This is a genomic window from Bdellovibrionales bacterium, assembly GCA_019750295.1.
Lineage (GTDB): Bacteria > Bdellovibrionota > Bdellovibrionia > Bdellovibrionales > JAGQZY01 > JAIEOS01.
Genome location: JAIEOS010000029.1, coordinates 1 through 21,457 on the forward strand (window position 1 = coordinate 1; position 21,457 = coordinate 21,457).

Annotated in this window: 19 protein-coding genes; 9 read left to right on the forward strand and 10 right to left on the reverse strand. The window is 46.7% G+C overall.

Features of this window, described 5'->3' with window-relative positions; all coding sequences use genetic code 11:
- The 9 genes from K2Q26_07800 to K2Q26_07840 all read right to left on the reverse strand — a co-directional run.
- The coding region (locus tag K2Q26_07800; GenBank protein MBY0315407.1) for a hypothetical protein at positions 1 to 449 on the reverse strand (449 nt) is incomplete at its 3' end.
- Between the two features lie 392 nt (positions 450 to 841).
- On the reverse strand, positions 842 to 2,293 hold the full coding sequence (locus K2Q26_07805) for a hypothetical protein (protein ID MBY0315408.1): 1,452 nt from the start codon (positions 2,291 to 2,293) through the stop codon (positions 842 to 844).
- 127 nt (positions 2,294 to 2,420) lie between these two features.
- A complete protein-coding gene (locus K2Q26_07810; GenBank protein MBY0315409.1) occupies positions 2,421 to 2,789 on the reverse strand; it encodes a hypothetical protein in 369 nt (122 codons plus the stop codon).
- A gap of 229 nt (positions 2,790 to 3,018) precedes the next feature.
- Positions 3,019 to 3,630, reverse strand: a complete 612-nt coding sequence (locus K2Q26_07815) for a hypothetical protein (GenBank protein MBY0315410.1) — start codon at positions 3,628 to 3,630, stop codon at positions 3,019 to 3,021.
- Between the two features lie 22 nt (positions 3,631 to 3,652).
- Positions 3,653 to 5,845, reverse strand: coding sequence for a hypothetical protein (locus K2Q26_07820; protein MBY0315411.1), 2,193 nt, complete (start codon positions 5,843 to 5,845; stop codon positions 3,653 to 3,655).
- On the reverse strand, positions 5,846 to 7,501 hold the full coding sequence (locus K2Q26_07825; GenBank protein ID MBY0315412.1) for a hypothetical protein: 1,656 nt from the start codon (positions 7,499 to 7,501) through the stop codon (positions 5,846 to 5,848).
- 9 nt (positions 7,502 to 7,510) lie between these two features.
- Complete coding sequence (locus tag K2Q26_07830; protein ID MBY0315413.1) at positions 7,511 to 9,277, reverse strand: hypothetical protein; 1,767 nt, start codon at positions 9,275 to 9,277, stop codon at positions 7,511 to 7,513.
- The gene (locus tag K2Q26_07835) at positions 9,274 to 10,494 is read right to left on the reverse strand and encodes a hypothetical protein (GenBank protein MBY0315414.1); all 1,221 of its coding nucleotides are present in this window, start codon (positions 10,492 to 10,494) and stop codon (positions 9,274 to 9,276) included. The genes K2Q26_07830 and K2Q26_07835 overlap by 4 nt, the downstream gene beginning before the upstream one ends.
- A 2-nt stretch (positions 10,495 to 10,496) precedes the next feature.
- Positions 10,497 to 11,693: a hypothetical protein gene (locus K2Q26_07840; GenBank protein MBY0315415.1), complete on the reverse strand. Its 1,197-nt coding sequence runs from the start codon at positions 11,691 to 11,693 to the stop codon at positions 10,497 to 10,499.
- A gap of 503 nt (positions 11,694 to 12,196) precedes the next feature.
- Between K2Q26_07840 and K2Q26_07845 the strand changes: the two genes are divergently transcribed.
- Positions 12,197 to 13,435, forward strand: a complete 1,239-nt coding sequence (locus K2Q26_07845) for a hypothetical protein (GenBank protein ID MBY0315416.1) — start codon at positions 12,197 to 12,199, stop codon at positions 13,433 to 13,435.
- Positions 13,436 to 13,852 carry a hypothetical protein gene (locus tag K2Q26_07850; GenBank protein MBY0315417.1) on the forward strand — a complete coding sequence of 139 codons (417 nt, stop codon included), beginning with the start codon at positions 13,436 to 13,438 and terminating at the stop codon, positions 13,850 to 13,852.
- On the opposite strand, the gene K2Q26_07855 is transcribed toward K2Q26_07850, so the two are convergent.
- Positions 13,849 to 14,055 carry a hypothetical protein gene (locus K2Q26_07855; GenBank protein ID MBY0315418.1) on the reverse strand — a complete coding sequence of 69 codons (207 nt, stop codon included), beginning with the start codon at positions 14,053 to 14,055 and terminating at the stop codon, positions 13,849 to 13,851. The genes K2Q26_07850 and K2Q26_07855 overlap by 4 nt on opposite strands.
- 112 nt (positions 14,056 to 14,167) lie before the next feature.
- Between K2Q26_07855 and K2Q26_07860 the strand changes: the two genes are divergently transcribed.
- From K2Q26_07860 to K2Q26_07890, 7 genes are all read left to right on the forward strand, one after another.
- Positions 14,168 to 14,596: a hypothetical protein gene (locus K2Q26_07860; GenBank protein ID MBY0315419.1), complete on the forward strand. Its 429-nt coding sequence runs from the start codon at positions 14,168 to 14,170 to the stop codon at positions 14,594 to 14,596.
- A 102-nt stretch (positions 14,597 to 14,698) separates the two neighbouring features.
- Positions 14,699 to 15,886, forward strand: coding sequence for a SpoIID/LytB domain-containing protein (locus tag K2Q26_07865; GenBank protein MBY0315420.1), 1,188 nt, complete (start codon positions 14,699 to 14,701; stop codon positions 15,884 to 15,886).
- A gap of 207 nt (positions 15,887 to 16,093) precedes the next feature.
- The gene (locus tag K2Q26_07870; GenBank protein MBY0315421.1) at positions 16,094 to 16,891 is read left to right on the forward strand and encodes a hypothetical protein; all 798 of its coding nucleotides are present in this window, start codon (positions 16,094 to 16,096) and stop codon (positions 16,889 to 16,891) included.
- A 115-nt stretch (positions 16,892 to 17,006) separates the two neighbouring features.
- Positions 17,007 to 17,930 carry a tyrosine-type recombinase/integrase gene (locus K2Q26_07875; GenBank protein ID MBY0315422.1) on the forward strand — a complete coding sequence of 308 codons (924 nt, stop codon included), beginning with the start codon at positions 17,007 to 17,009 and terminating at the stop codon, positions 17,928 to 17,930.
- 59 nt (positions 17,931 to 17,989) lie between these two features.
- Positions 17,990 to 19,417 carry an ATP-binding protein gene (locus tag K2Q26_07880; protein ID MBY0315423.1) on the forward strand — a complete coding sequence of 476 codons (1,428 nt, stop codon included), beginning with the start codon at positions 17,990 to 17,992 and terminating at the stop codon, positions 19,415 to 19,417.
- Between the two features lie 154 nt (positions 19,418 to 19,571).
- The gene (locus K2Q26_07885) at positions 19,572 to 20,933 is read left to right on the forward strand and encodes a thioredoxin domain-containing protein (GenBank protein ID MBY0315424.1); all 1,362 of its coding nucleotides are present in this window, start codon (positions 19,572 to 19,574) and stop codon (positions 20,931 to 20,933) included.
- A gap of 126 nt (positions 20,934 to 21,059) precedes the next feature.
- Positions 21,060 to 21,422: a high-potential iron-sulfur protein gene (locus K2Q26_07890; GenBank protein MBY0315425.1), complete on the forward strand. Its 363-nt coding sequence runs from the start codon at positions 21,060 to 21,062 to the stop codon at positions 21,420 to 21,422.
- The last annotated feature ends 35 nt before the right edge of the window (positions 21,423 to 21,457 follow it).

The following is a 21,457-nucleotide window of genomic DNA, read 5'->3' on the forward strand; positions in this document are numbered from 1 at the left end:
TTGTGCTTAATAAATTCTTCGGGAGTCATATCGCCCGCCATTCGGCCCGGCTGAGTCCCTGATTTAAGTTTTTGGCAGAGCTGTTTTTTACTAAGACCCACCCATCCCATCTGACGAGGAGCCAACTGCCAGTGTGGTGCGCCTGGAACTAGTGAGTATTTGTTGTTCTCGGTTCCGTGGCAGGCATTGCAATGGACGGCCGTGGTGCCGTGATCTTTGGGACCGCGTTGAACGTTCATGATATGTTCGTGCATATCCATTCCTTGCAAAGGACGATCGCCAGCGGGGTGACAGTTGAGACAACGTGGATGTTGAAACACTTTCGCCGCTTGATCAAAATAGTTTAAAGACTGTTCGCGCTGAGAAGATTGCGCCAAAATAGCTTGAGAACTCAGAAGAAAAAGTATACCCGAAATCGCGAATAGAAAAACTGCGAACGATTTTTTCATAATGGCTCCTCTCCGCCTTGTCCTTAACACTCTAGACCTTTCACTCTCCTGTCAATTTGGAAAAATGGGTCGTCGGTATGGGAATATTTCCCCGACACCTACGTCTAATCAAAATGGCTCGAGAGTGACATTGGTCTTTCGATTGCATCACTTAAAATACAAAAGCAAAATGCAGGTTCGGCTCGTCCAAGCTCACAACCCATGAAGAGTGAAAAAGATTGGGAGAAGAGCTCCGATCAAACATCAGATCAAAGATCTCAAGAGTCTTCCAGTGGCTCCAGCCGTAGAGAAGATCAGGATCTTACTGACTCTGACGTTTAAACAGAATTCTTTTAAGAATTTAAGATGAGCTCAGTGAATGCGTCACAGATTGGATTTGTGACGCATTTTTTTTATTCGGCTAAGCTGCCATCTTCTTCGAGAGGCTGGCTATTAAAGTAATTGGTGACGGGTCGAAAGACGTCATGAATCCCGCGACCAATCTCGGGATTATGGTAAGCCGCGTGGGCCGGCATGCGTTTCGCTTTAAAAGTTTTTTTACCCCACAGGCTACTCATAAACGTATCCAATGAATCCCCAGCGCCGCGGCGGCCTCGTTTGCGTTTTACTTTTTGGTTTTGTTTTTTGAGAGCCGCAATGGCTTGCGGCGACTGCGCTCCGCCCCCGCGATGAAACTGCGAATTAAAATTTGCGCTATTGCTCGACCCGGGAGCGCGCGGACCTCCAGTGCCTGCGGCGGCTGATCCTGCTGCAGGAGATGCCCCAGCTCCACCGACAGCGCCTCCGCCGGCGAAACTGGCACCAGGCAATAAACCACCGGCTGCGGGCACTGACGCTCTTCGTGCAGATGCAGCTCCGCCACGACCACCGCCACCCGTAACCCCATCGCTCGAAGAGAGCGAATCGCTTCCGAGAGCGGGTGCACCGGCACCGATACCGCTACTCGATCCGCCACCATCGCTCTGAGATCTTCCGCCGGTCACTTCGCTCCCGCTACCACTGGGTGCAGACGCAAAGCTGCCACCACTTCCTCCACCACCACCACCGAAGGAGCCCATCGCACCACCAGCGCCGCCGGCATCCCCCCCGGCTCCACCTTGGGATGTCGTTGCTGCTTGAGCTTGGCCCGAGTTCTGTTCAGTGACGGGCGTCACGTTGCCATTGACGGCGTCTTGATTAGTCGAAGGATTGTCGTTTCGTTCCGTAGCCACTGTTCTGGGAGGGGTCGGTGTTCTGGGAATATCTCCGAAAGCTAGGCTTCGAAATGAGCTCTCCTGAGTGGGTATTCCGCCGTTTCTAATCATATCGAGTTCACGTTGCCGTAAAATTTGCGTGGCCTGTGCATCAGTGATTAACGGGCGAGCCGAGGGGACGGAGCAAAGTTCGCCTAACTGCCCAAACTGATTTTTGTCGTACTCCGTACAATTATTGTTTTGAGGAATTGCGCAGGCCTGAACGCAGGTCGTGGCCATGTTCTCGTCACAGTGGGCGGGACGCGGATTAGTCTTGCAACGAATCTGAATGTCAGCAACTGCGGTACGGCAAAGAGCAACATTTCCACAGTTATACTTTTGATCTAAACATCGATTCCTTTGGGCGTTAAACTTGCCTGCTTCCCAAGTATTATTCGGACGTACATTTCCCGGAGTTTGTTGGCAGGCCTCTAGGCAGTCTTGTTTGAGAATGCCTGTTTCTTCGCCGCGACCCCTCGTCGCTTCATAATCATCTGCCGCTTTCGTACACTTTTCTATCTTCTCGCGATATGTATCTGCATTCGCCATCATCGAGTACAATAGTACGAAAATAGCTGATAAGTTCCGTGCAAAATGGATTGGTCCCCGCATAGACTAATTATCGGATATAACCGCACATTTTTTAAAGATTTGATAAAATTAATTTTCTATTAAAATTTAGCAGTTTAGAGAAAATCATTTGTACTATTTTGAGACAGCAGATCCCCGCCGCCAGTTATTAAATTTCAATAGTAGTATCCAACGATTGGTCTTGGTCTTCATCATTGAACAAACCCTCTACACCTTCGTAGCTCGCAGGACCAACTGGCGTTCGGCATAAACGTGTTGCTGGAGAAGTGAAGTCGAATGCGGCCGCGAAATTATACTGTACCAGAACCGATACCACCACTTTTTTTCCGTCGACAATGCACTCTCGAATGTAGTTTGGATGTGCGCTATATTTCTTTTTGAAATCTCTAAGTCCGTATATTCTGCATTGGTTCGCCATGATGTGAATTGGTTTGTCACCTATATCTACACCACAAACGACCCTTGCGGAGGATGTGGAAGCGAACACTATAGACATGATAAAAAGAATCCATTTCATAAAAACCTCAAAAATAGCAAAAGGTAGATCAACATTGTTTAGGGCAGAATTAGAAAAAATTGAAATCTTATCTCAGGATTTGTAAATTTTCTCGGACTCTGCACGCGGCTTCCACCCAATGAATTGCAAAGTCTAAACCAGCTTCCGGTAGGTTGGAGGTGCTCCCTGTTCTCTTTAATGAACCAAAGTGTCTAAAGTTAAGACAGCTCTTGTGTATTTCGTCATCGACTTAGTCCGCAATCCTTGCAGCAAAGATTATAACCTTTAAAAGTTCATCTTTGTTCAAAGGGGAAGTTTTAAAGCTCATGAACTTGGAGGTCAGAGTTTTTGAGCTTCGTTTGAAGCCATTTTGGGCTAAGAAAAGCGTTCGATCCTGTATCCAAACCCTCCAATGGGATATCGGATTGTTTTGACTGACGATATGGAGATGTCCGGTCCGGAATCTTATCAATGATTTTGGTACCCATTGAATGCTATCCTCCGAAGCAAACTTTTTTAACTCCTCTGAATTTTCGAAATATTGATCATTTTTGTAGTTTAAACTATTAGAAGCGATTGCCAAAGAATAGGCGACTCTCAATCGATCATAGACTACATCGAAGGACACACAAGTGAACGATATCCCATGCTCTTCACCGTTCGTATCAACGTTGTCGACAACGACTTGAACATTATTCAGTTTATCGTGAGTAATCCAAAGTCTCCAAGGCCTTTGGAACTGTTCGCTGCCTTCTATATAATAAATTAGACTTTTTCCGGCGAAGGACTCGATCTCATTGAATTGAATCTCATAGTCTTCACCAAACGCAATTAGACATTCTTTGAGTGATTTATACTTCATTCGTAACGCATATCCTTCTATTCTAATTTTGGTACCATTGAGGCTTAATGTCCGTAGGAATGTAAATCTGCAAATGTCCACCGGGGTTGTTGCCTTGCGGGCCTGTTATTGACATCCAAATTTCTGTATTTTGCTCGATAGTAAATTTTGTTCTCATCTCAGGAAGGTAATCAAGGGAAAACTTTCTCTGAGCTTCTGTAAATGAAATATTGGCAATATCGTCCCAACTTGTAAAAAATTGACCGACTTGATTATTAGGGCCATGGAAACGGCCGAGCTCTAGGGGCCGGTCGAGTTTAATTGCGATCACGTCCGCGCCGGAGGCTGTTGGAGGTTTGGTGTACACCGTTGTGTTCTTTAAGAAGTTGTTTATATCGTCGCTTCTATAGACCCCAACGACTGCCGTCTCGTCAAACGAAGATACTTTCAAAATGTCCCCAGCGTTGGTAGCTACTGACGAAAGCTTTGCAAACGGATCGCTTTTTAGCACCAGTTTGCCGTAGTCTTCGGCCATCTTGTTTAACTCCGGGATGGGTGAATTTTTAAGTTCTCGATACAGCTTTAAGCTTTCTCCCGCTTTTTCTTTTGGAATAGTTTGGGAGAGAACTTTTCGGTATTCATATCTAAGGCCGTCTAATGTCTCGCTGATGGCCGCGGTCATTTTTGCGCTGGTCTGGGCCGAAAAGTTTTTGGAGAAATTAAACGCCTGCTTCGTCGCCTCTACCGCTTTCGTGGAGGTCACTGCGAAGCGTGTACCTTGCAACTCAAGTTTTATGGCCGTGCCGGCTCCGGCGGTGAAGTAGGCAAAGCCCACTTCGAACGTGATGGCTCCTAAAACTTTTCCCCTTTCGCGAGCGGGACCGGACTTGATCACTTCCCAGTTTTCGACGGCCACTCCCCAAACGGCCTTACTGATCTCCGGAATCGCGTGATACAGGTTCACTGCCGAGTCAATAATGTACCTGGGGTCTTCTTTGACGGCCTTGACGTAGTCTCTCGCGGCCGCAGCAAGTTCTGGGAACATTTTTATTGTCGACACCAATTGATCGACAGCACCTTCAGCAAAACCTAGCGATCCTTCGAGGAGGGCCTGCGAAACTCGAAGATAAGCTTCTCCTCGCAGGCGATCCCCATCAGCGATGTGATCGGCAAATCGTAGATGAGCTAAGCCCACGGCATATTGTGTCTTGGCTTGATCCGAAAAATTCTCTAGGCCCTTTGATTGTCCCCAGGCCGCTTGGTATTTATTGCCGAGCCGTTGCACGATCTGTTTGTTGACCGGGTCTTGAGATTCGGGCTGAAATTGGGCCAGGGGACTCGTAGGAAGAGCGGGATCTAACTTTTCGGGAACCAAAATACCGTGAGAGTTGAATCCCTCCACATTCGAGTGATCTGTCGCGGACTGAAGAGATTCATAATCCTCAACAGCTTTATTAAAATTTCCACTGGCGAGGTCTTTGTTGAGCTGATCCGCGACGTCTTTTCGAGTATTGGGGTCCATTTTGTAGCTTCGAAAGCTGAGAGGATCCCTTGCGATCGCGACACCCGTCTGGATTTTATAAATTTCAGTGGGATCGATGGCGGAAAGCTGTCCTACAACGGAGGACAAAAGAGCCATGTTTTGGGTGGATGTGTTAGCAACGGAATTGCGTGCGCTCTGTAGAGTATTCGTACTTTCTTTGATGGCTTGAGCAAGGCTGTTATTCGCCTGTCGACTGTGTTGCAGTTCTTCTCGGAGGTGATTCGAGTATCTCTCTAGAGACTTGTTCAGTTGGGATTGAGATCCTCCACCAAGGAACCGGTCGAATGTTTCGATTCCTACTTTTGCGAGATCGACGTAGCCCGTTTGCGCCGAGCCCACCACAAATCCGTGCCCGACCGCCTTGCCGGTGGCATCGAAGTAGGTTGAGGCACCGAATACCGGTCGGGATCTGTAGGCGTTCAGGTCCAGACTTAATTGATGAGGGGCCGTGGGTTTGTAGCCTTCAAGAATGGAGTAGTTGTTGGTGACCGCCTGAAAATTTTTTCCACTCGAATCCGTTTGAATTACGGTTCGTCGACCGAACTCTACGGATTCGATGCCCATGGATCGCGGGTCGGAAGTCCTAGAATGCGGTCTGTGGTAAATCACTGATACATTTTGCTCGGCCACACTGAGCTGACCGCTGAAAATAAAAAAGAAAATGATCGATAGTAAGTAGATCCGAGATTTCATTTATTGAGAGTCCTTCATTAAATGCTCGAGCTGCTTAAGTGAGTTATCAAAATTCAATATGGCGCTGACATAGGAGTAATTCGCTCTCACTTTCATGTAATCTAAACGCCACTTTGAAACGGCGGCGTCGTAAGTGGGTCTATGCTTCGGCTCGAAAATCGCTTTAATGGCATGGGCGATAACGTCCATGAATTGGCTATGAAGGGAGTTGACCGTATTATCAATTTCTAGATCAGCCATCAGCTTTTGGACTTGTGGATCTTGAAGGTCACGATTGATTTGGCCCACGTGCACGATTTTGATCAGTGTTCTTAAAGCTCTACCTTGAGACTGTAGTGCTTCGGCCCAAGATATGGAGTTGATACTTTTGGAAATCTTCTGGCGTTCGGTCAATAAGAACTCGCCGATATCATACTTGACCATTTCGATCATGCGACTATTTAAAGTGGTGTCTGCGGTTTTCGTGTTGTTCTCTCTTGTCAAATCTTGAAGCAGCTTCTCTTGATTCACTTCTGCTATCTTAACAGCGCAGTGTCCGTTCTTTCGATAGGCAAAGTCGTCTTTGATTTCGCAAATCGAATTTTCACCCACGCACTTGTTGAGCTTGTAACCCCGTAGAATCTCTATCTTACAAAAGTTTTCTTGAATGCGTTGAGCTTCTTTCCGAGTTGCCTCTACGCGATCACTTACACTTTTATTTTTTCTACTTAGAAGATCTCTGATATTGTTGTCTATAGACGTCGCTTGACCAACCACTTGTGAAATCTCTTCGAGAGTTGCTAAATGCTCTTTACAAGACTGTTTATACTCCTTTGCAATATAATCGGCTCGAGGCGTGTTTATAAATTTATGGTTCTCCGCATCGATATACTTTCTCATTTGTTTGTAAGCTTTGCGGCTGCTGGAGAGGTAACTGACCAGGGCTACAACGGCGACCACGGCAAATCCAATACCCCCGGTGGCTACAGCGGCCGAAGCGAGAGCGCCCGTAGATGCTAGACCCACAGAGATGGCGAGACCACTGGCGGAGCCTCCGTATTTTATAAAATCGTTTGTACCTTTATCTTCGTAATTTAATGATTGATGTTGGACGGAGTTTTGGCCGGGGTCGGTCGAAACAGATAATTCAGTAAAAGCACGGTAGGGGGGTGGTGGTGGAGCGATAGGTAGAGAGGAATCAAAGTCCATATCGGCGACACCGGTTTCGCATTCGTAACGAAAGTGGTTCAGAAGATTGACCATGGCTCCTTCGATATTCTGCAGTTCCATTTGTAACTCGGAAGGCTTAAATGAGAGATCCAGTAATTTGGTATAAAGAACTTCGTAGTCCTTTATCGCTTTTTGAATGGCTTCGCCCGATTGCGCGAGACTATTCGCATCTAAACGAGAGAATCGGTTAAGACTTTCCTCCATTTCGGTCAAAGAGCTCAGGTAGACTGTGATTTGTCTTTTTGCTTCTTCGACCCGCGCGAGATTGATTTGCAATTTTTCGAGTGCTTTTCGAAAATTTCTTTCAACCATGAACTTGACTTGCGCATCGGCTCTTTCGCGAGCTTCTTTTACGGCGTTTTCGGCAGGCGCCAAATATTCGTTTCCCCAACTGCGAGCGGGAAGTCCTAGGCTAATGCAGATGATAATTTTGACAAGCGATTTCATTTTGAACCTCTACTGGATACAAGCTCTCGTGTTTCCGAGAACTCTTGCGCTTCGATCCTTATTTACAAACCCATCTCTCACGAATCGAAATTCGCTTTGCATTTCTCCATTAAGAGCTCCAACATTCTGTGTAATCATTTCGACCATGAGACCTAAAAAGTTAGTAGGATCCGGATTAGAGCTTGAAGACAAGAATCTAAAGTTCATATCAAGCTCGGTGATGGCACGGATACGAGTGTCTTCCATGCTCGCAATAAAGTTGCCGATCTTTGAGGTATCGATCTTTTTTGAGTTGGAGGCGTTGAACTCTCGCAGCAGCTCGAGGAAAACGTTTTGAAACTGCTTCTCCATTTGCGAGAGACCGTCGAGGTCATTGAGGAGCTTATTAGAGCTGACAGACGCGGGTCCGACTGAAAACTTCGACCTAAAGGTCGTGATATCTTTTTTGGCGACAGCATAGGGTGTTGAACTCAGGTCGACTGTGTTTCGAATGATTGTGTAAGCATCTTTAAGTTGTTTAAATTTTTCGGCGCTGTTCCTGACTTGAGAATAAGTTAGACCCTCTTTTTCCCATTTGTAGACCGCATCAAGAAGTGCACGGAGATATTCAAAATTGTGGCTATCAATTTTTCGTCGAGCACGATCCAAAAGATAGGTGGCAAGTTTGAGACCGAGCACTTCTACGTTCTCTCCCGTGTGCGGTAATTTAATGGATGTAGTTGAGCAGTAGGGGGCCACTTCCTCTAAAAAAGACAACGCGACCTCGTGACTTAACATCACGGCGGCGGCTTTAAGATCCCAATTGTATTGACCCGAATCTGGCGACAGCATAATCGCCGAAAGGAGTTGGGTCGTTTTTCTGATATCTTCGAGTGAGGTATATGAAACAAATTTTTTGATATTCTCTGGGGACGACGTAATGCCTAAGATTTGCTTTACTAATTCGAGGCGTTTAAGTCCTTTATTTTTTTGTATTGTTTCTTCGTCTTCCAATTTGCTGAATTCTATGCTTGCTTCACTGAGCTTTTGAAATAAAACTTCGGTGGCCACTAATTTATCGTTTTTCGAAACAAGCGGGTGAAATTCAATTGAAAATTGTCCCGTGACCTCGGAGCCTTTCACTGAGTTTTTATCATCGTATGTGAACTCTTGATAGACATCTGTTTCGGGGGCTCCCCAAATGACCTCCATTGCCTCACGCGCACCTGTCTGGTGATTGGTATTTAAAGACACCATCTTTCCGTCATTAGAAAAAACGGGGCTCAGCATACCCTCATAAGATTTACGCTTAACGATAACCGCCCAGGTATTCTTTGGCATGCGGTAACCAATTCGAAGGCGCCCGCGCATAAAATCTTGATCGGCGGCATAGTTCATTGTGTCCACTGAGCACGTTTTAGCATTGTGGTAATTATACTTACGTACTTGCTGATCTTTCAGGTTGACCTCGACAGTTTCAATTTCGTTCTTAGTTTCAAATCGAGTCTGTAGGGTGAGGGATCGAGTTATAAAAGGCCCAGCCCACGCATCGATGCGAAGTTCGCCGGTTTGTTGAATTCTTTTTTCACCTGCCGCTGAGATGGCGGCGTGGCGATCGACACTTCTAGGTTCGATTTTACCACTCAGTCGACCGCACTTGGCGAATTTGCCGCGTTTCTTATGGGATCCTACGCCTGAGACCATCATTCCCACTTCGAGATTAGACTGCACAAAAGGCTCTGCCCAAACTGGTGTTGCCAAAAGTAAAAGCGATAGCATCATAGTTTTTTTCATCATGGGTTCTCCAAGGCCTTGCGGCCATAAGCTCTTATAAAATCCTGGTAAATCTTTGGGTGGGTTTTTAGGTTGTCTAGGGTTGGAATCGCCTTGTGCCATTTAAGGGCTTGAGTGAACGGCCCAGACATAGAGGTACGGCTAAAAAGACGAATTTTGGAAACTCCATGAGGGAACTTCGCAATATCCACCATTTTTTGGGAGAGCTGTTTGTCTTTTTCAGCATCATAGTATGGGAAATACAGGTTCAAGTTTTTTTCTCTTGTCGGATCATCCTCAGGATCCAACGAATTGTAGGCCATATCGCAGTATCGATTGAATTCCGCAAAATTGATCATTCTCTGGGGATTTAGAGCCTCAGGCACGTCCTCAGGTTTTTCTGTTGTATATTCGAGAGAGTCTAAAGACGAGATCTCTTCCCAAGCTACAGAGCGAGGGGAGTTCGGTTGCTTGAGCTTGAGAGTAGGAATCGATACGACTTGCTCTTGGAAAATATCGGTCTCTAGCAAAGTAAATGTCTGCCGGCTGACCACATCGAAGTAGGAAACGTACTGATTAAAGAGCAGGTGGTTACCTTCGGATCTGGCATCATTTTCTCGAAACTCTTTCCACTGGGGGTGGAAGCGACAGCGCTCGGTGGCCCACTTGTGGGTGAGAACGTGTGCGTCTCGCACTTGAGTCATTGGCACTAGGTGTGTCCACGTGTTGGCCTCCTGTTGGGGAAGATCTTTGATCTCCGCCAAAGCTTTTTTCCAGTCGTCATCAGAGGTTGAGAGTGTGGACAGACCCTTTGCTAAATTTGGAGTTTGCTTCCAGGTCGAGAGATCAAATTCGGGAAACCATTCGGTATCCGTGGCTTTACGGTAGTGGCCGGTGACCTGCCTCTTAAGATAATAGGATTGTGCGCCCTGAGTGAGTTGAAGTATTTCATTGAAAGTGCAAGGAATCGACTTCGATGTGTTGGGTGTTTTCTCCACGATTTGACACCAACCCATGGAAGCTAACGACACATTCACTTGAGAGCCATGGGTGCCCTTGATGATCATCTTGCGGAAGTAGGGTTTGTAGGTTCCCTCGAAGTAGCCCGTGGCAGCTTTATCACCTTCTGGGGCCTTGGCCGGTGGCGTAGAGCTTGAGGCGACTGGAACATGACCTTTATCTGAGGAGCAAGCCACCAGAAGCAAAGTTATCCAAATCCATGAGACGACAGTTTTTTGCATGATTATGAACCCTTGTGTGGAGCACTATTTGGTTGAGCTCTGTAATTAGGAATGGATTGAAGGTCCAAACCCTCTTCTTTTAAAAATTGCTCAGCTGGCTGAATCGTTTCTAAAAGATCCCTTAGAAACAACTTCTTCACTTCGGTAAGATCGCTGGGGATGGTTACTTTTGAGGATTGAGAGTTTTTCTGAAGTTCTAAAATCTTTTCGGATGCTTTTTTCCAATCGTTCATTTCGACGAGACTATTCCAAAGCTGAATTTTTTTAGTGTCCGATAGATTTTTTAATTGTTGAGTTTCGATCTTCATGAGGTCTGCATATTCGCGAAGGGACTCGGCGAGTGTTTGATTTGAATTGAGATTCTCTAGAAGTCGAATCAGTTGTTCGAGGGAGTTTTTGTCGAGACTTTGGAGGAGAGAGTCCATTTCTTGAACTGTCCGGACCTTATCCATTGTATCTGTTGAGAGTTCGTTATTCTTATCTTGAAGCCGCTCGCGCAGGAACATCATTTGCGGGCCATATTCTTTGATAAGGGAGGCGAGATCTTCAATTCTTTGGTGCCTGACCTGCTGACAAACGGGTTGATTGGGCTTGCAGCGCATTTGCTCAAGAAACGCGGCTTGCTGTTCTAAATATCCCAGGCCCTGGAGATAGGCGCGAAGAGCAGGGAGTACGCGACTGGCCGCCGTCGCCGATGGGGTGTCATTGTGTGCGCGAAGGACTTCTTCTGCGGACCCTAGGCTTTGCACAAGAGCTTTTTTTAAAATTAACCACTTGAGAGTGTTTCGAAAATGTTGCTCCGGATTTTCCGGGGTTACATCTGCAAAGGGACTGATGTTCCAGTAACCAGACCTCAGAGTGTTCTCGTTCCAGTCTTGAGGAGCTTCCCAGTTTTCGCCGTTTCCTTTCATCAAAAGTTCGGTCAATTTTTGAAAGGCGTCGGCCATCTGTGGAAATTGGCAGGCTTTAGCGATGAGTGCGGATGGAGTCTGTTGGCCCGACTTCACTTCGCAGACTTTCTTGAGGTAAAGTTTTAAATCATCAAGACGTGAGGCGCCTAGCCCCTCAGGTTGATTCATAAAACTTCTAAAAGATGTCGTTAAATCCTGGTTGGGCGAAGCCGAGTTGGGCCATACGAGTGGACCAGAAAAAATGGTGCTGGCAATCAAGGTCACTTTGAGGAATCGATATTTCGTCATGGACGAGGATACTATAGTAAACTTTTGGTATTTATAAGACGCCTTGTAAAGATTGCCGGTGTTGTCCGGATTCTATACAAATAGAAGAACGCTTTGGGATTTTGTCCGGACCGAGCTCAATCAGTGCCGTAAGATGTCCCTGATTTTTATGCGGGCGACGGAAAAAGGTATTAGTGGAGGTCAGAATCATTATAACCGGGGGAGAGCGGGTCCTTCCTTTGCAACATTGCCCAACGATCGGCGTTCAAGCTTCGCCGACGAACCTTGGAGGACGTATGTTGAAAGCACAAGAAATGCTATTATTGGTTATTTTCTGCTCATGTATATTGGCAGGATCGGCCTTAATGAGCACGTAATGCTTTTCCAAGATCTCGTGGGCGGCATCTGCCGCTCCGAGATCTTGAATTTTTGCCCCTTCCCCATCAAATTCCCCCTCAATCCCTAAAAACTCATTGTCGATTCGCCTAAAAGTTCAATAAGATAGGGCCTAGGGAGAATCATCAATGAAAAAACACCAGGTATTCCTATTCCTTTTCTTTTTTATCTTTAGCTTCAATTCCTACGCGCAAAAAATCGATTGGAATCAGCCCGAAGTGGTTCCCGAAAAGCTGCAGCGAAATAATCGCCGAGTGCTTTTGTTTTCGGGAGTTACTCGCCAGGGCACGCAAATTCGTATTCGCGACAATAAAGTAAAGATGATTTTTTCAAGCTCTAATGTTCGCTGGGCGCGCATACCGCAAAAGCATCGTGTGCAGTTCCCGGTGATCGCCAACGAGACTGGTTACTTTTCGTTTCATCTCTATCTTCCGACCACGGCCGTGGAAATTCCTCTCGAAATCTTTAGCAAAGGGAAGTGGATTCCCTACCGCTTTAGCTTTGAAGTTCCAACCACCGGTCAGGCCGAAGATTTTAAATTTATCGAAGAGAGTTATAAAATTCGTCGCGACGAGGAAAATGTGAAGGTCGAAGATATCCTCGGGGATTATGATCGTCAGTCCGATATGGGACAAGTGGTGAATGACCGCGATGAGTGGAAGTCGTGGGTGACTAAAAAAGTGATCGTTTGGGGAGGCCTGGGCTTATCTTATTACAGCTTTAGCGAAAAACCGACTCCGGGCGATGACCTTGGAACGATCTCCGGTGTGGGATTTCCGATGTTCGAAATTGGCGGGGAGTATCGCTGGGCTTCCGACTGGAAGGCGGATTTGGGGTACATCAACCGCATGGCCGATATCGATCCTGATGGGGCTTACACTTTGCAGAACACCGATTTTAGCTGGGCCGAAATTCGCGGGAACGTGACGTATTATCCTGAATTTGGAGAGAGCGAGACATCTCGCTGGGGCTTTCTCGGTGGGATTCGAATTCATGACTTTCCATTCTTAAAGCAAGTCGGCGCCTCTCAGTACCGCGTTTACAGCAACTCGATCACGTTTATTAGCGCCGGTGTCAGTTACGAGACGATGCGCAAGCAACAGTGGAATTACGAGGCGAGCGCGAGCTTGATGTATCCGGTGGTGGTTGACGACGAATTTGATGTGGACAGTGCCATCGGTTTCCACGCGGGCTTCAATATGGTGAAAGAAATTATCCCGGCTCTCTACCTCGGTGGAAAGTTGGATATGAATTACATTCAGATGGAAGCCACTCACAGACTGGTTCCGATCCCCACAACCACCGTCAATGCGGATGTGACGGCCTGGCACCTCACACCGAGCGTTCTGGTTAAGGCTGAGTTCTAGATGGAAAAACCGCAAGGGTCTGGGCTTTCTAAGTTCAATATCATCCTTGCGGTCTTAGGATCGTTTTATATATTTTTTCTCACCTATGAGATGTCCAAGGATGTTTTTGTTCGACTCGGAGGTCCCACGGTTGAAGTCCAAGGGACGGTGATCGATCAGACGCGAGCCTCGATCACCGTGGAATATAATATGGGTCATCAGCGCTACCAACAAAGGATCTCGCGGGGAATTGTTCGCTTTGCCTTTCCCATGGATCAAGACATATTAGTTTTACTTGTAAAAAAAGACTCTCCGGCGACTGCCATCTTAAACCCGCCCATCGGAGGCTGGATCTTCTGGTCGTTAGATCTTGGATTGATTCTCGCTTACTACGCGATTTGTGTGGGCTGGCTCAGCCGAAGATTTCGCCGAGCTTAGTGGGTGGAGTGTTTGCTTTCCCAAACTTTTATATTGCACTGACCACACGTGGCCGTTTCGGTTAAAGTGTTGGTGCCGTAATCCATCTGGTGGTCGAAGTGAAGTTCGTTTAAACAGAGACAGCAGTGGTTCTGTTGTTCAATAAAAATGTCGAGATCGGTGTAGTTGTCATTGGCATCAATTTTATAAGATTCTTTGCTCATAGTGTCGTCCTCGTTGTTTACAAAAGCCCTATCGGCGCTCTTAGGAATAAGCTGAGGCGCGAGTTGATAGATTCCGTGGACTCTGGACGAGAGTTGTGGGAAAAAACATCCAATGAACTACGCGGACTATCTCAAAGACTTTTACGGCATTGACCACTTTATTCGACCGGGGAAAGCGTCCACCATCGCGGCCTCCGTGGAGGAGCCTCTTTGGCTTTACAATCCGGCGGCTCCGCTAAAGTTTATTGTTCTTAAGGAAGGGGCGGCTCATTTTTCTCCTCAAGAAAAAGATTTGTTCGAGAAAATGATGGGTGCACTTAAAAAGAAACTGACCGACTTGAGTTTGCAAGTCACTACAACTTTAAAAACGGTTGAGACTGACAATGATGTTGTGGTGATGAGTGCTCATCCCACGGAAACGCTCTCTCTCGCTCAGGATCTGGGGTTGGCGATTTCTATCTCTACCTATGATCCTCAAACGCTTCTCAAAAAACCTGAACTTAAAAAAGAAGTTTGGGCTCAAATTCAAACACTTAAATAACAACTGCACAGACTAGACGTGAGTCCGTCGCGAGAGTGATACTCGTCGCCACATCCAAAGTGATCAAGTAATCTTGATGAGATGATCAAATTCTTCGGGTGGATGAGCCTCTTGTTGTTGTCGAGCACGGCTTACGGCCAGGACACGATTCGTGTGCTTCTCGGTCAGGAAAAAATTCTCAGCTTTCAAACATCCTACCCCGTGGAAATGGGGAACAGCACGACTCAGTATTCTTTAGGAACACCCGCCACCTTTAAAGTTGAAAGAAAAAACAAGCAGTGGAATGTGCAGGCTGTATTTGTCGGAGGCCGAAGCAAGTCGTATTCGATTCCTGGTCCAACTTTGATTTTTAATTCTTCGGAAATTCACTGGAAGAAACAGCATCTCCGTCACCCTTTAGTTTTATCGTCTCAAGGGCAAACGATGAATGTGGTCGCTCACATGCCGGTCGACGAATATCTAAGAGGGGTTATTCCCCACGAGATGCCTCCGCTTTGGCCTGCAGAAACTTTAAAAGCTCAGGTTGTGGCCTCGCGCACGTACGCTCTTTGGAAGGCTCAGTCTCAAAAGAACGAAGCTTACGATGTGCAGGCGACCGTGATGGATCAGGTGTTTCGCCTTCCGGCTTCGGGGCAAAAAAAATCTGCCAGTGAAGATCGGGTGGATGATGCGATCGCCGCCACTCATAACCAAGTGCTCGCTACGTCGAACAATAAAATGCTAAAGGCCTACTTTCACGCGGACTGTGGAGGATCAACAGAATCGGCAAAAAGCATCTGGGGCACATCATATATAGATACATCGGCGGCCAAAGATAAGTCCTGTCAACAGCGGAAAGAGAATGAATGGTCGAGCCAATGGGGGCCCGATAAGCTGAGCCACCGGTTGAAGTCCGAATTCTACTTGCCCTCGAGCCTGGAACTGGTCGATGTGATTGTTCGCTCGCGCTTTGCCAGCCAGCGGGTGGAGTCTGTCGATGTGCTGTTTTCGAAAGGGATATTTAAGCGTTTGCGCGGTGAGGATGTCCGTCGCATCTTGGGCTATGACAAGATCAAAAGTACTTTGTTTGACCTGCGCCGAGTGGGTGGACAATGGGTTTTCTCAGGGAAAGGCCATGGTCACGGCGTTGGAATGTGTCAGTGGGGCGCCCGCAGTATGGCGAAATCAGGAAAGACATATAAAGAGATCCTCGCTCATTATTACCCGCAGGCTCACTTGATGATTCAAAAAGAAAGCTCAACTCGAACCAATTCTTTATCGCAAAATGAAAGCGAAACTTATTCCCTTTGAAGCCTTTACCTGACTGTCTAAAAGTTAGCTAAAGGACAATTTACGGCAGACCGAATTTCGGCACATTCTTCCTTAGTCTTAATTTCATTAGTAAAATCAATAGTTTAAAGAAATGCCATTTTGGCACGTTCCTCGCTCTATAGGTCTATGAAAGACAAGTTAATAAATTTTAAAAATACTAATGTTTTTAAAAAATGAGGAGACTTTATGACACTAAATAACTTTATCAAAGTTGCGATGTACGGAGTAGCGATGGCTACTATCGCTGTGAGCGCAGCTTGTGGAAAGAAAAAAGGAGGCTCTGCCGCCGCCGCAGCTCCTCAATGTTTAAGCGGCGAGTGCGTTGCTGGACAACAGTATTCTTCAGGATTTTTCCTGGCTCGCGGAAGCGGTCGCGGAACTTTCACAAGTCAGCAAGGCGCGCAAACACTTCGTATCACTGTAGCGGCGTTCTCAACGCAGCAACAGAACACGCAGTGGGGTTACAACACGAGCATCAAATTGAACGGTACAGCCAATGTGCGCTCTGGATACGCATTGATGTTAGAAAAGTATTCTCCGCGCTCTGTCGCTCAACAATTAGTCTGTGACTTCTATGGTTGCTACTACATGGAAACTATCGGTTATACCCAAAACTATAACCAAAACTGTGGTCAGTGGAATAACTACTGCCAAGGTCAAACTCAAAACCAAAACTGTGGTCAGTGGAATAACTACTGCCAAGGTCAAACTGGTGGAAACTACGGTTTCTGTAACATCCCGACGAACACGGACTACACTTTCGTGAACGCGGTTGGGACTGGAACTGGGTACAACGGTCAGGTGACCATTCAAAACGCTCGAGTGACTCTTACAGGTGGCGCAACGATCGTTGGAACTCTCTCTGGGAACATTAGCGGTGGCGCTGTTCAGGGACAAACGGGAACGCTTAGCGGTTCTTTACGAGTAGAAACTGTGAACGGTGCGGTTTGTAACCAAACGATTAGCCTTCAAGGTGGATTCTAAGAGAATCTTCCTTAAATAAGGACAATGAGGAAGCCGAGTGCCTAAGCTCTCGGCTTCTTTCATTTTTATCGCACTGCATATGCCACTTCCCTCCATATGTTGAGAAACTCTAGAAATGGTATTGAAGTGGTGGGTCGAGTTTTTTGATGAATTAGAGCATATCCGCGGGAGATCTCTCAATACCATTCAGGCCTACCGCCGCGATCTCGAGCTGTTCGAAGAATTTCAAAAGAAGCATAAAGATCTCAGAGACCTCTATTCTTTTCTCGATAAGCATAAGCTTTCGACTCGCTCGCAAGCGCGAGTCCTCAGTAGTATTCGCACCTACTATCGTTTTTGCGAAGCTCGCGGGGATAAAATTCCTGACCTCACAAAACTGCGTCCACCTCGAGTCACCGTAGCTCTTCCCCAAGCCCTCACGTATCAGGACTTTGAGAGACTCTATAAGGCGTGCGTGGTGGAAACGAATCCCCATCGTTCCGCTCGCAATCAGATCACCTTACTTTTACTTTTTGGATTAGGTTGCCGAGTGACTGAATTGATTCAGCTGAATCTTCAAGATTTTTACGCCACCGAAGGTTGGCTGAAGGTTCGCGGCAAAGGAAATAAAGAACGTATTATTCCATTAACTCAGCAGCTTTTATCAGAATTAAAAATCTATATCGATCATGTCCGTCCGGTGTTAAATAAAGAAAACACCAATGCCATTTTACTCAATGATCGAGGACATCGTCCGAGCCGCGTCGACATTTGGCGATGGCTGGATGCATGGTCTAAAAAAGCAGGATTTGAAGATACGGTTAATCCTCATAAGTTTAGACATGGCTGTGCGACGGCTCTTTTGGAGAGCGGAGCAGATCTCCGCTCGATTCAAAAGTTACTTGGCCACTCGAGTTTACAAACCACGCAAATTTATACCTCCGTCTCCAACACCAAAATGCGAGAGACGATTGATGAGCATCATCCGCTTTCGCAAATGGGCGATCTCGACATCGTTGAAGACAATTCGGATGATCCGTCTCCCGAAAGCGAACTCTAGTCGTTTAAATCTTAAATTTTGCTTCTCCGCTGAACCTCGAATTTGCATTGTCGATCGGTATGGTCATCAAATCCTTTATAAAAGATTATTACGGCTTACGTCCCATTGATGTCGAGATCGAGTGTATTAATGGTCTTCAACAGATTACGATCTTGGGGCTTCCAGATAAAATAATTCAAGAGAGTGCCAAAAAAATTCAATCGGCATTACTCAATCAAGGTTATCATATGCCGCGCGGTCAACAGATCATTGTGAGTCTTTCTCCTCGGGAGATTCGCAAATCCAGTTTGGGTGTGGAGCTCGCCATTGCCTTGGGTATTTTGTGGATCAGTGGTCAAAAAAAGAAGCCGACGGAGCAAGATATTCCCCTCTACGTTTACGGCGAGCTCAGTCTGTCGGGCGCAGTTCTCCCGCCCGATGATATGGAGGACATTCCCTCCGAACATTTCACTCTTGTGACGGGCTATCGGAAGGGGAGAAGTTGGCAACCCACCTATTCTTTAGATCAACTGCAGTCCGAGTTTTTCTACTGCGAAGCTTCGGCTCCAGAGACCTCAGCGGTTCAACGCCCTCAGTGTAAGGTTCAGGGTTTCCCCGAAGACGTCGCCCGGCTTTTACAAATTGTCGCGGTGGGGGAGCATCATGCATTACTCGCCGGTTCTGCCGGGAGCGGTAAGACCACTTTTGCTGAGGCGGTGGTTTGTTTTTTAAAAAATCCAGATTTTAAAATCTCTAGGGAATATCGGCGGATCGGTCGCCAGTTTGGTGATGCTTGGGCTTGGCGCCCTCTCGTGCAACCCCATCACACGAGCACGCCACTGGCGATGATTGGCGGGGGCAGTCCGGTGCGCCCTGGAGAGATTTCTCGTGCTCATGGAGGAGTACTTATTGTCGATGAGCTTTCGGAGTTTCACCAAGACGTGCAAGCGGCACTCAGGGAACCCATGGAGCAGGGAGTGGTGAGGGTTGCGCGAAGTGATCAGCGGCGCTTGCTTCCGGCGCAAGCGATTGTCATCGGCACCACCAATCTTTGTAAGTGTGGGGAGTTTTCTCCGGGTCAACTCAAACGTTGTCGCTGTTCCAGTCAAAATCTTCGACGTTATCTCGAGAGACTCTCGGGACCATTTATCGATCGCTTTCCCATTATGGCCTTGACCCACGAGTGGTCGAAAACGAAAGAGCGAAAAGTCACTCACCAGGAAATTTTAGAGAAGTGTCTAGCGACGATTGAATATGTTGATCGAACTCGCCAACAGAAAGGACCCAATCAATCGCTCTCGGAGCTGGAAATCATCGAAACCTTTTCGGACAAACATCTGTTAAGAATTTTGCCGGAGTTTCATTCCCAGCGTCGGCGTTTAGCCCTACTCCGAGTCGCTCGTACGGTGGCAGACATTGAAAACTCCCACGAGATCCAGGCGCAGCATATTCGTCAGGCAGAAAAGTGGACGGTGACCCCTTTCGTTAAAATGCGGGCCCTCTTTTGAATGTTTCTAGAGTTGGTCCAGGTTTCTCGGGCTTGACTAAAGTAGTGCTCCGATCCGTCTGAGGGACTGGTTGCCTGTCTCGAAAATCGTTGGCCTAATCCTCATTCCTTCAGTATCATTGGATATCGAATATCACTGACCGTGGAGGGGAAACATGAAAAAAATCTTTATCTTAGGCGCTTTGGTCGCCGTAGCTTTCGCTGGCTGCGACTCTAAGCCGAGCAACACCATCGCTTTTAAAAGCCCTTATACTTTTGTTTTTGATGGAAGCCTTCCGAAGGATGTTTCCGCAAAAGTTGAAGGCGAAGATATTTCCTCCTCTCAGCTTTACAGTCCTTCCCCGGCACTGCAAGAGCTCGAAGAGCGGGTGAATAAAATTGTGTTGATCCGCGTTTACGAGAAGGGTGTTCAACTCGCCAACGGTGAAACGGGTGAAGATGTAATGATCACCTATGGGTTTGCTGAACCCAAAGAGTCGCTCGATAAAATCCTCGGTAAAAAGGTGATCAGCAAAATTAAGGTGTCCTTCGACGAAAATCAAAAGGAAGCGGCGAAGTTGAACGGCAAAACGTTCACTCGCGATGACATCGCTCAAGAAGAGTTGCTGATGGGGCGATTGATGGTTGCAAGTTTTGAACAGAAGCTTCAAGCCCTTGAAGGCATCGTGACTCGCCGTAAGATCCTTCAAGCCTCGAAAGAGGCGAATATGCCTATGGAAGAATATATTCAAAAAAATATTCTTAAAGGTGGTAACGCAGTTACGGAAAAAGACGTTCTCGATTTCGCAAGCAAAAACAATATTACTGAAAAGGAACTGACCGAGGAGCTCAAAGCTCAGTTGAAGGATACGATCCAAGCTCGCCAGCGGGATCAAATGACCGCTGAGTATGTCGCCAAAAATATCGTTAAAGGTCCGATCTCCGTCGGCTTCGAAAAGCCTTCGCTTAAAATTGAACTTCCAAAAGTGGGCGATGCCGCTCCTCACAAGGGAACGGGTCCTATCGAAATTGCGTTGTTCTCATACCCTCAATGTGAAGATTGCAAAGACATCACACGCACTTTGAGCGATCTTGCCGATACCTACCCCAAATACTATCGTGTCAGCTACGTCTTTAACTTTGCGGATAACAACAATGAAGAACGCATGGTGGCCGAGGCTTCGATGTGTTTAGGAAAGCAGGATGAAAAGTATTTTTGGTCGTTTCCAAACAGTTTAAAGAAACTCGAGAACACTTCGCTTGAAGAGAACATCAACGAAACGGTGAAGTCTCTCGGAGCTAACTTTGACGCCTTTAGAACGTGTTTCTTGGCGCGCGAATTTAAAGACCAGGTGGAGATGCATCTTCAAAGCACGAAGAGTTTAGGATTTTATAAAACTCCAGTGGTGGTCATGGATGGAATGGTCATGGAAACACCCAATTCGGATCAGTTTATGGAGAAGGCTTTAGAGCTCAAAGCCGAAAAGGGTTTAGGCTTCAATTTGATCTACAAACTTAAGAAATTTTTTAAAGGCTAGACTTCAGGCCTCTGATACACCGCAGATTTTTAAGAACGAGGTCATAAGTTTTGACCTCTTCGGTAAATTTCATTTAAATATCTCTAAGCTTTCAATTCGTTTTCAACTAAGCTCTAGGAGGTTTCTATGAAAACAGTCAACCGTCGTCGTGTTCTTCAAGGTATGCTCGTTTTGCCAGCAGTTTTGGCTCTCCCCAAATTTGTTCAAGCTGCAGATAAAGCGGCTCCTGCAGCTCCGGCGAATCTTCTCCCGGAATCTGATCCTATGGGCAATGCTTTAAAATATAAGCATGATGCCAACACCGCAGATGCAACGTTCCGCAAGGACAAAACAGCGTTCTGCTCGAACTGCTCAAAGTTTAACAAATGCGCCACTGGGGACACAGCGTGTAAACCCGGTGATAAAAAGGCCGCCTACGGACCTTGCGAACTTTTCTCTGGAAAAGTTGTGGCCTCTAAAGGCTGGTGCATGTCTTGGGCTAAAGCGTAATTTTAAGGTTCCAGGTTCCTGAATAACAAAAAAGG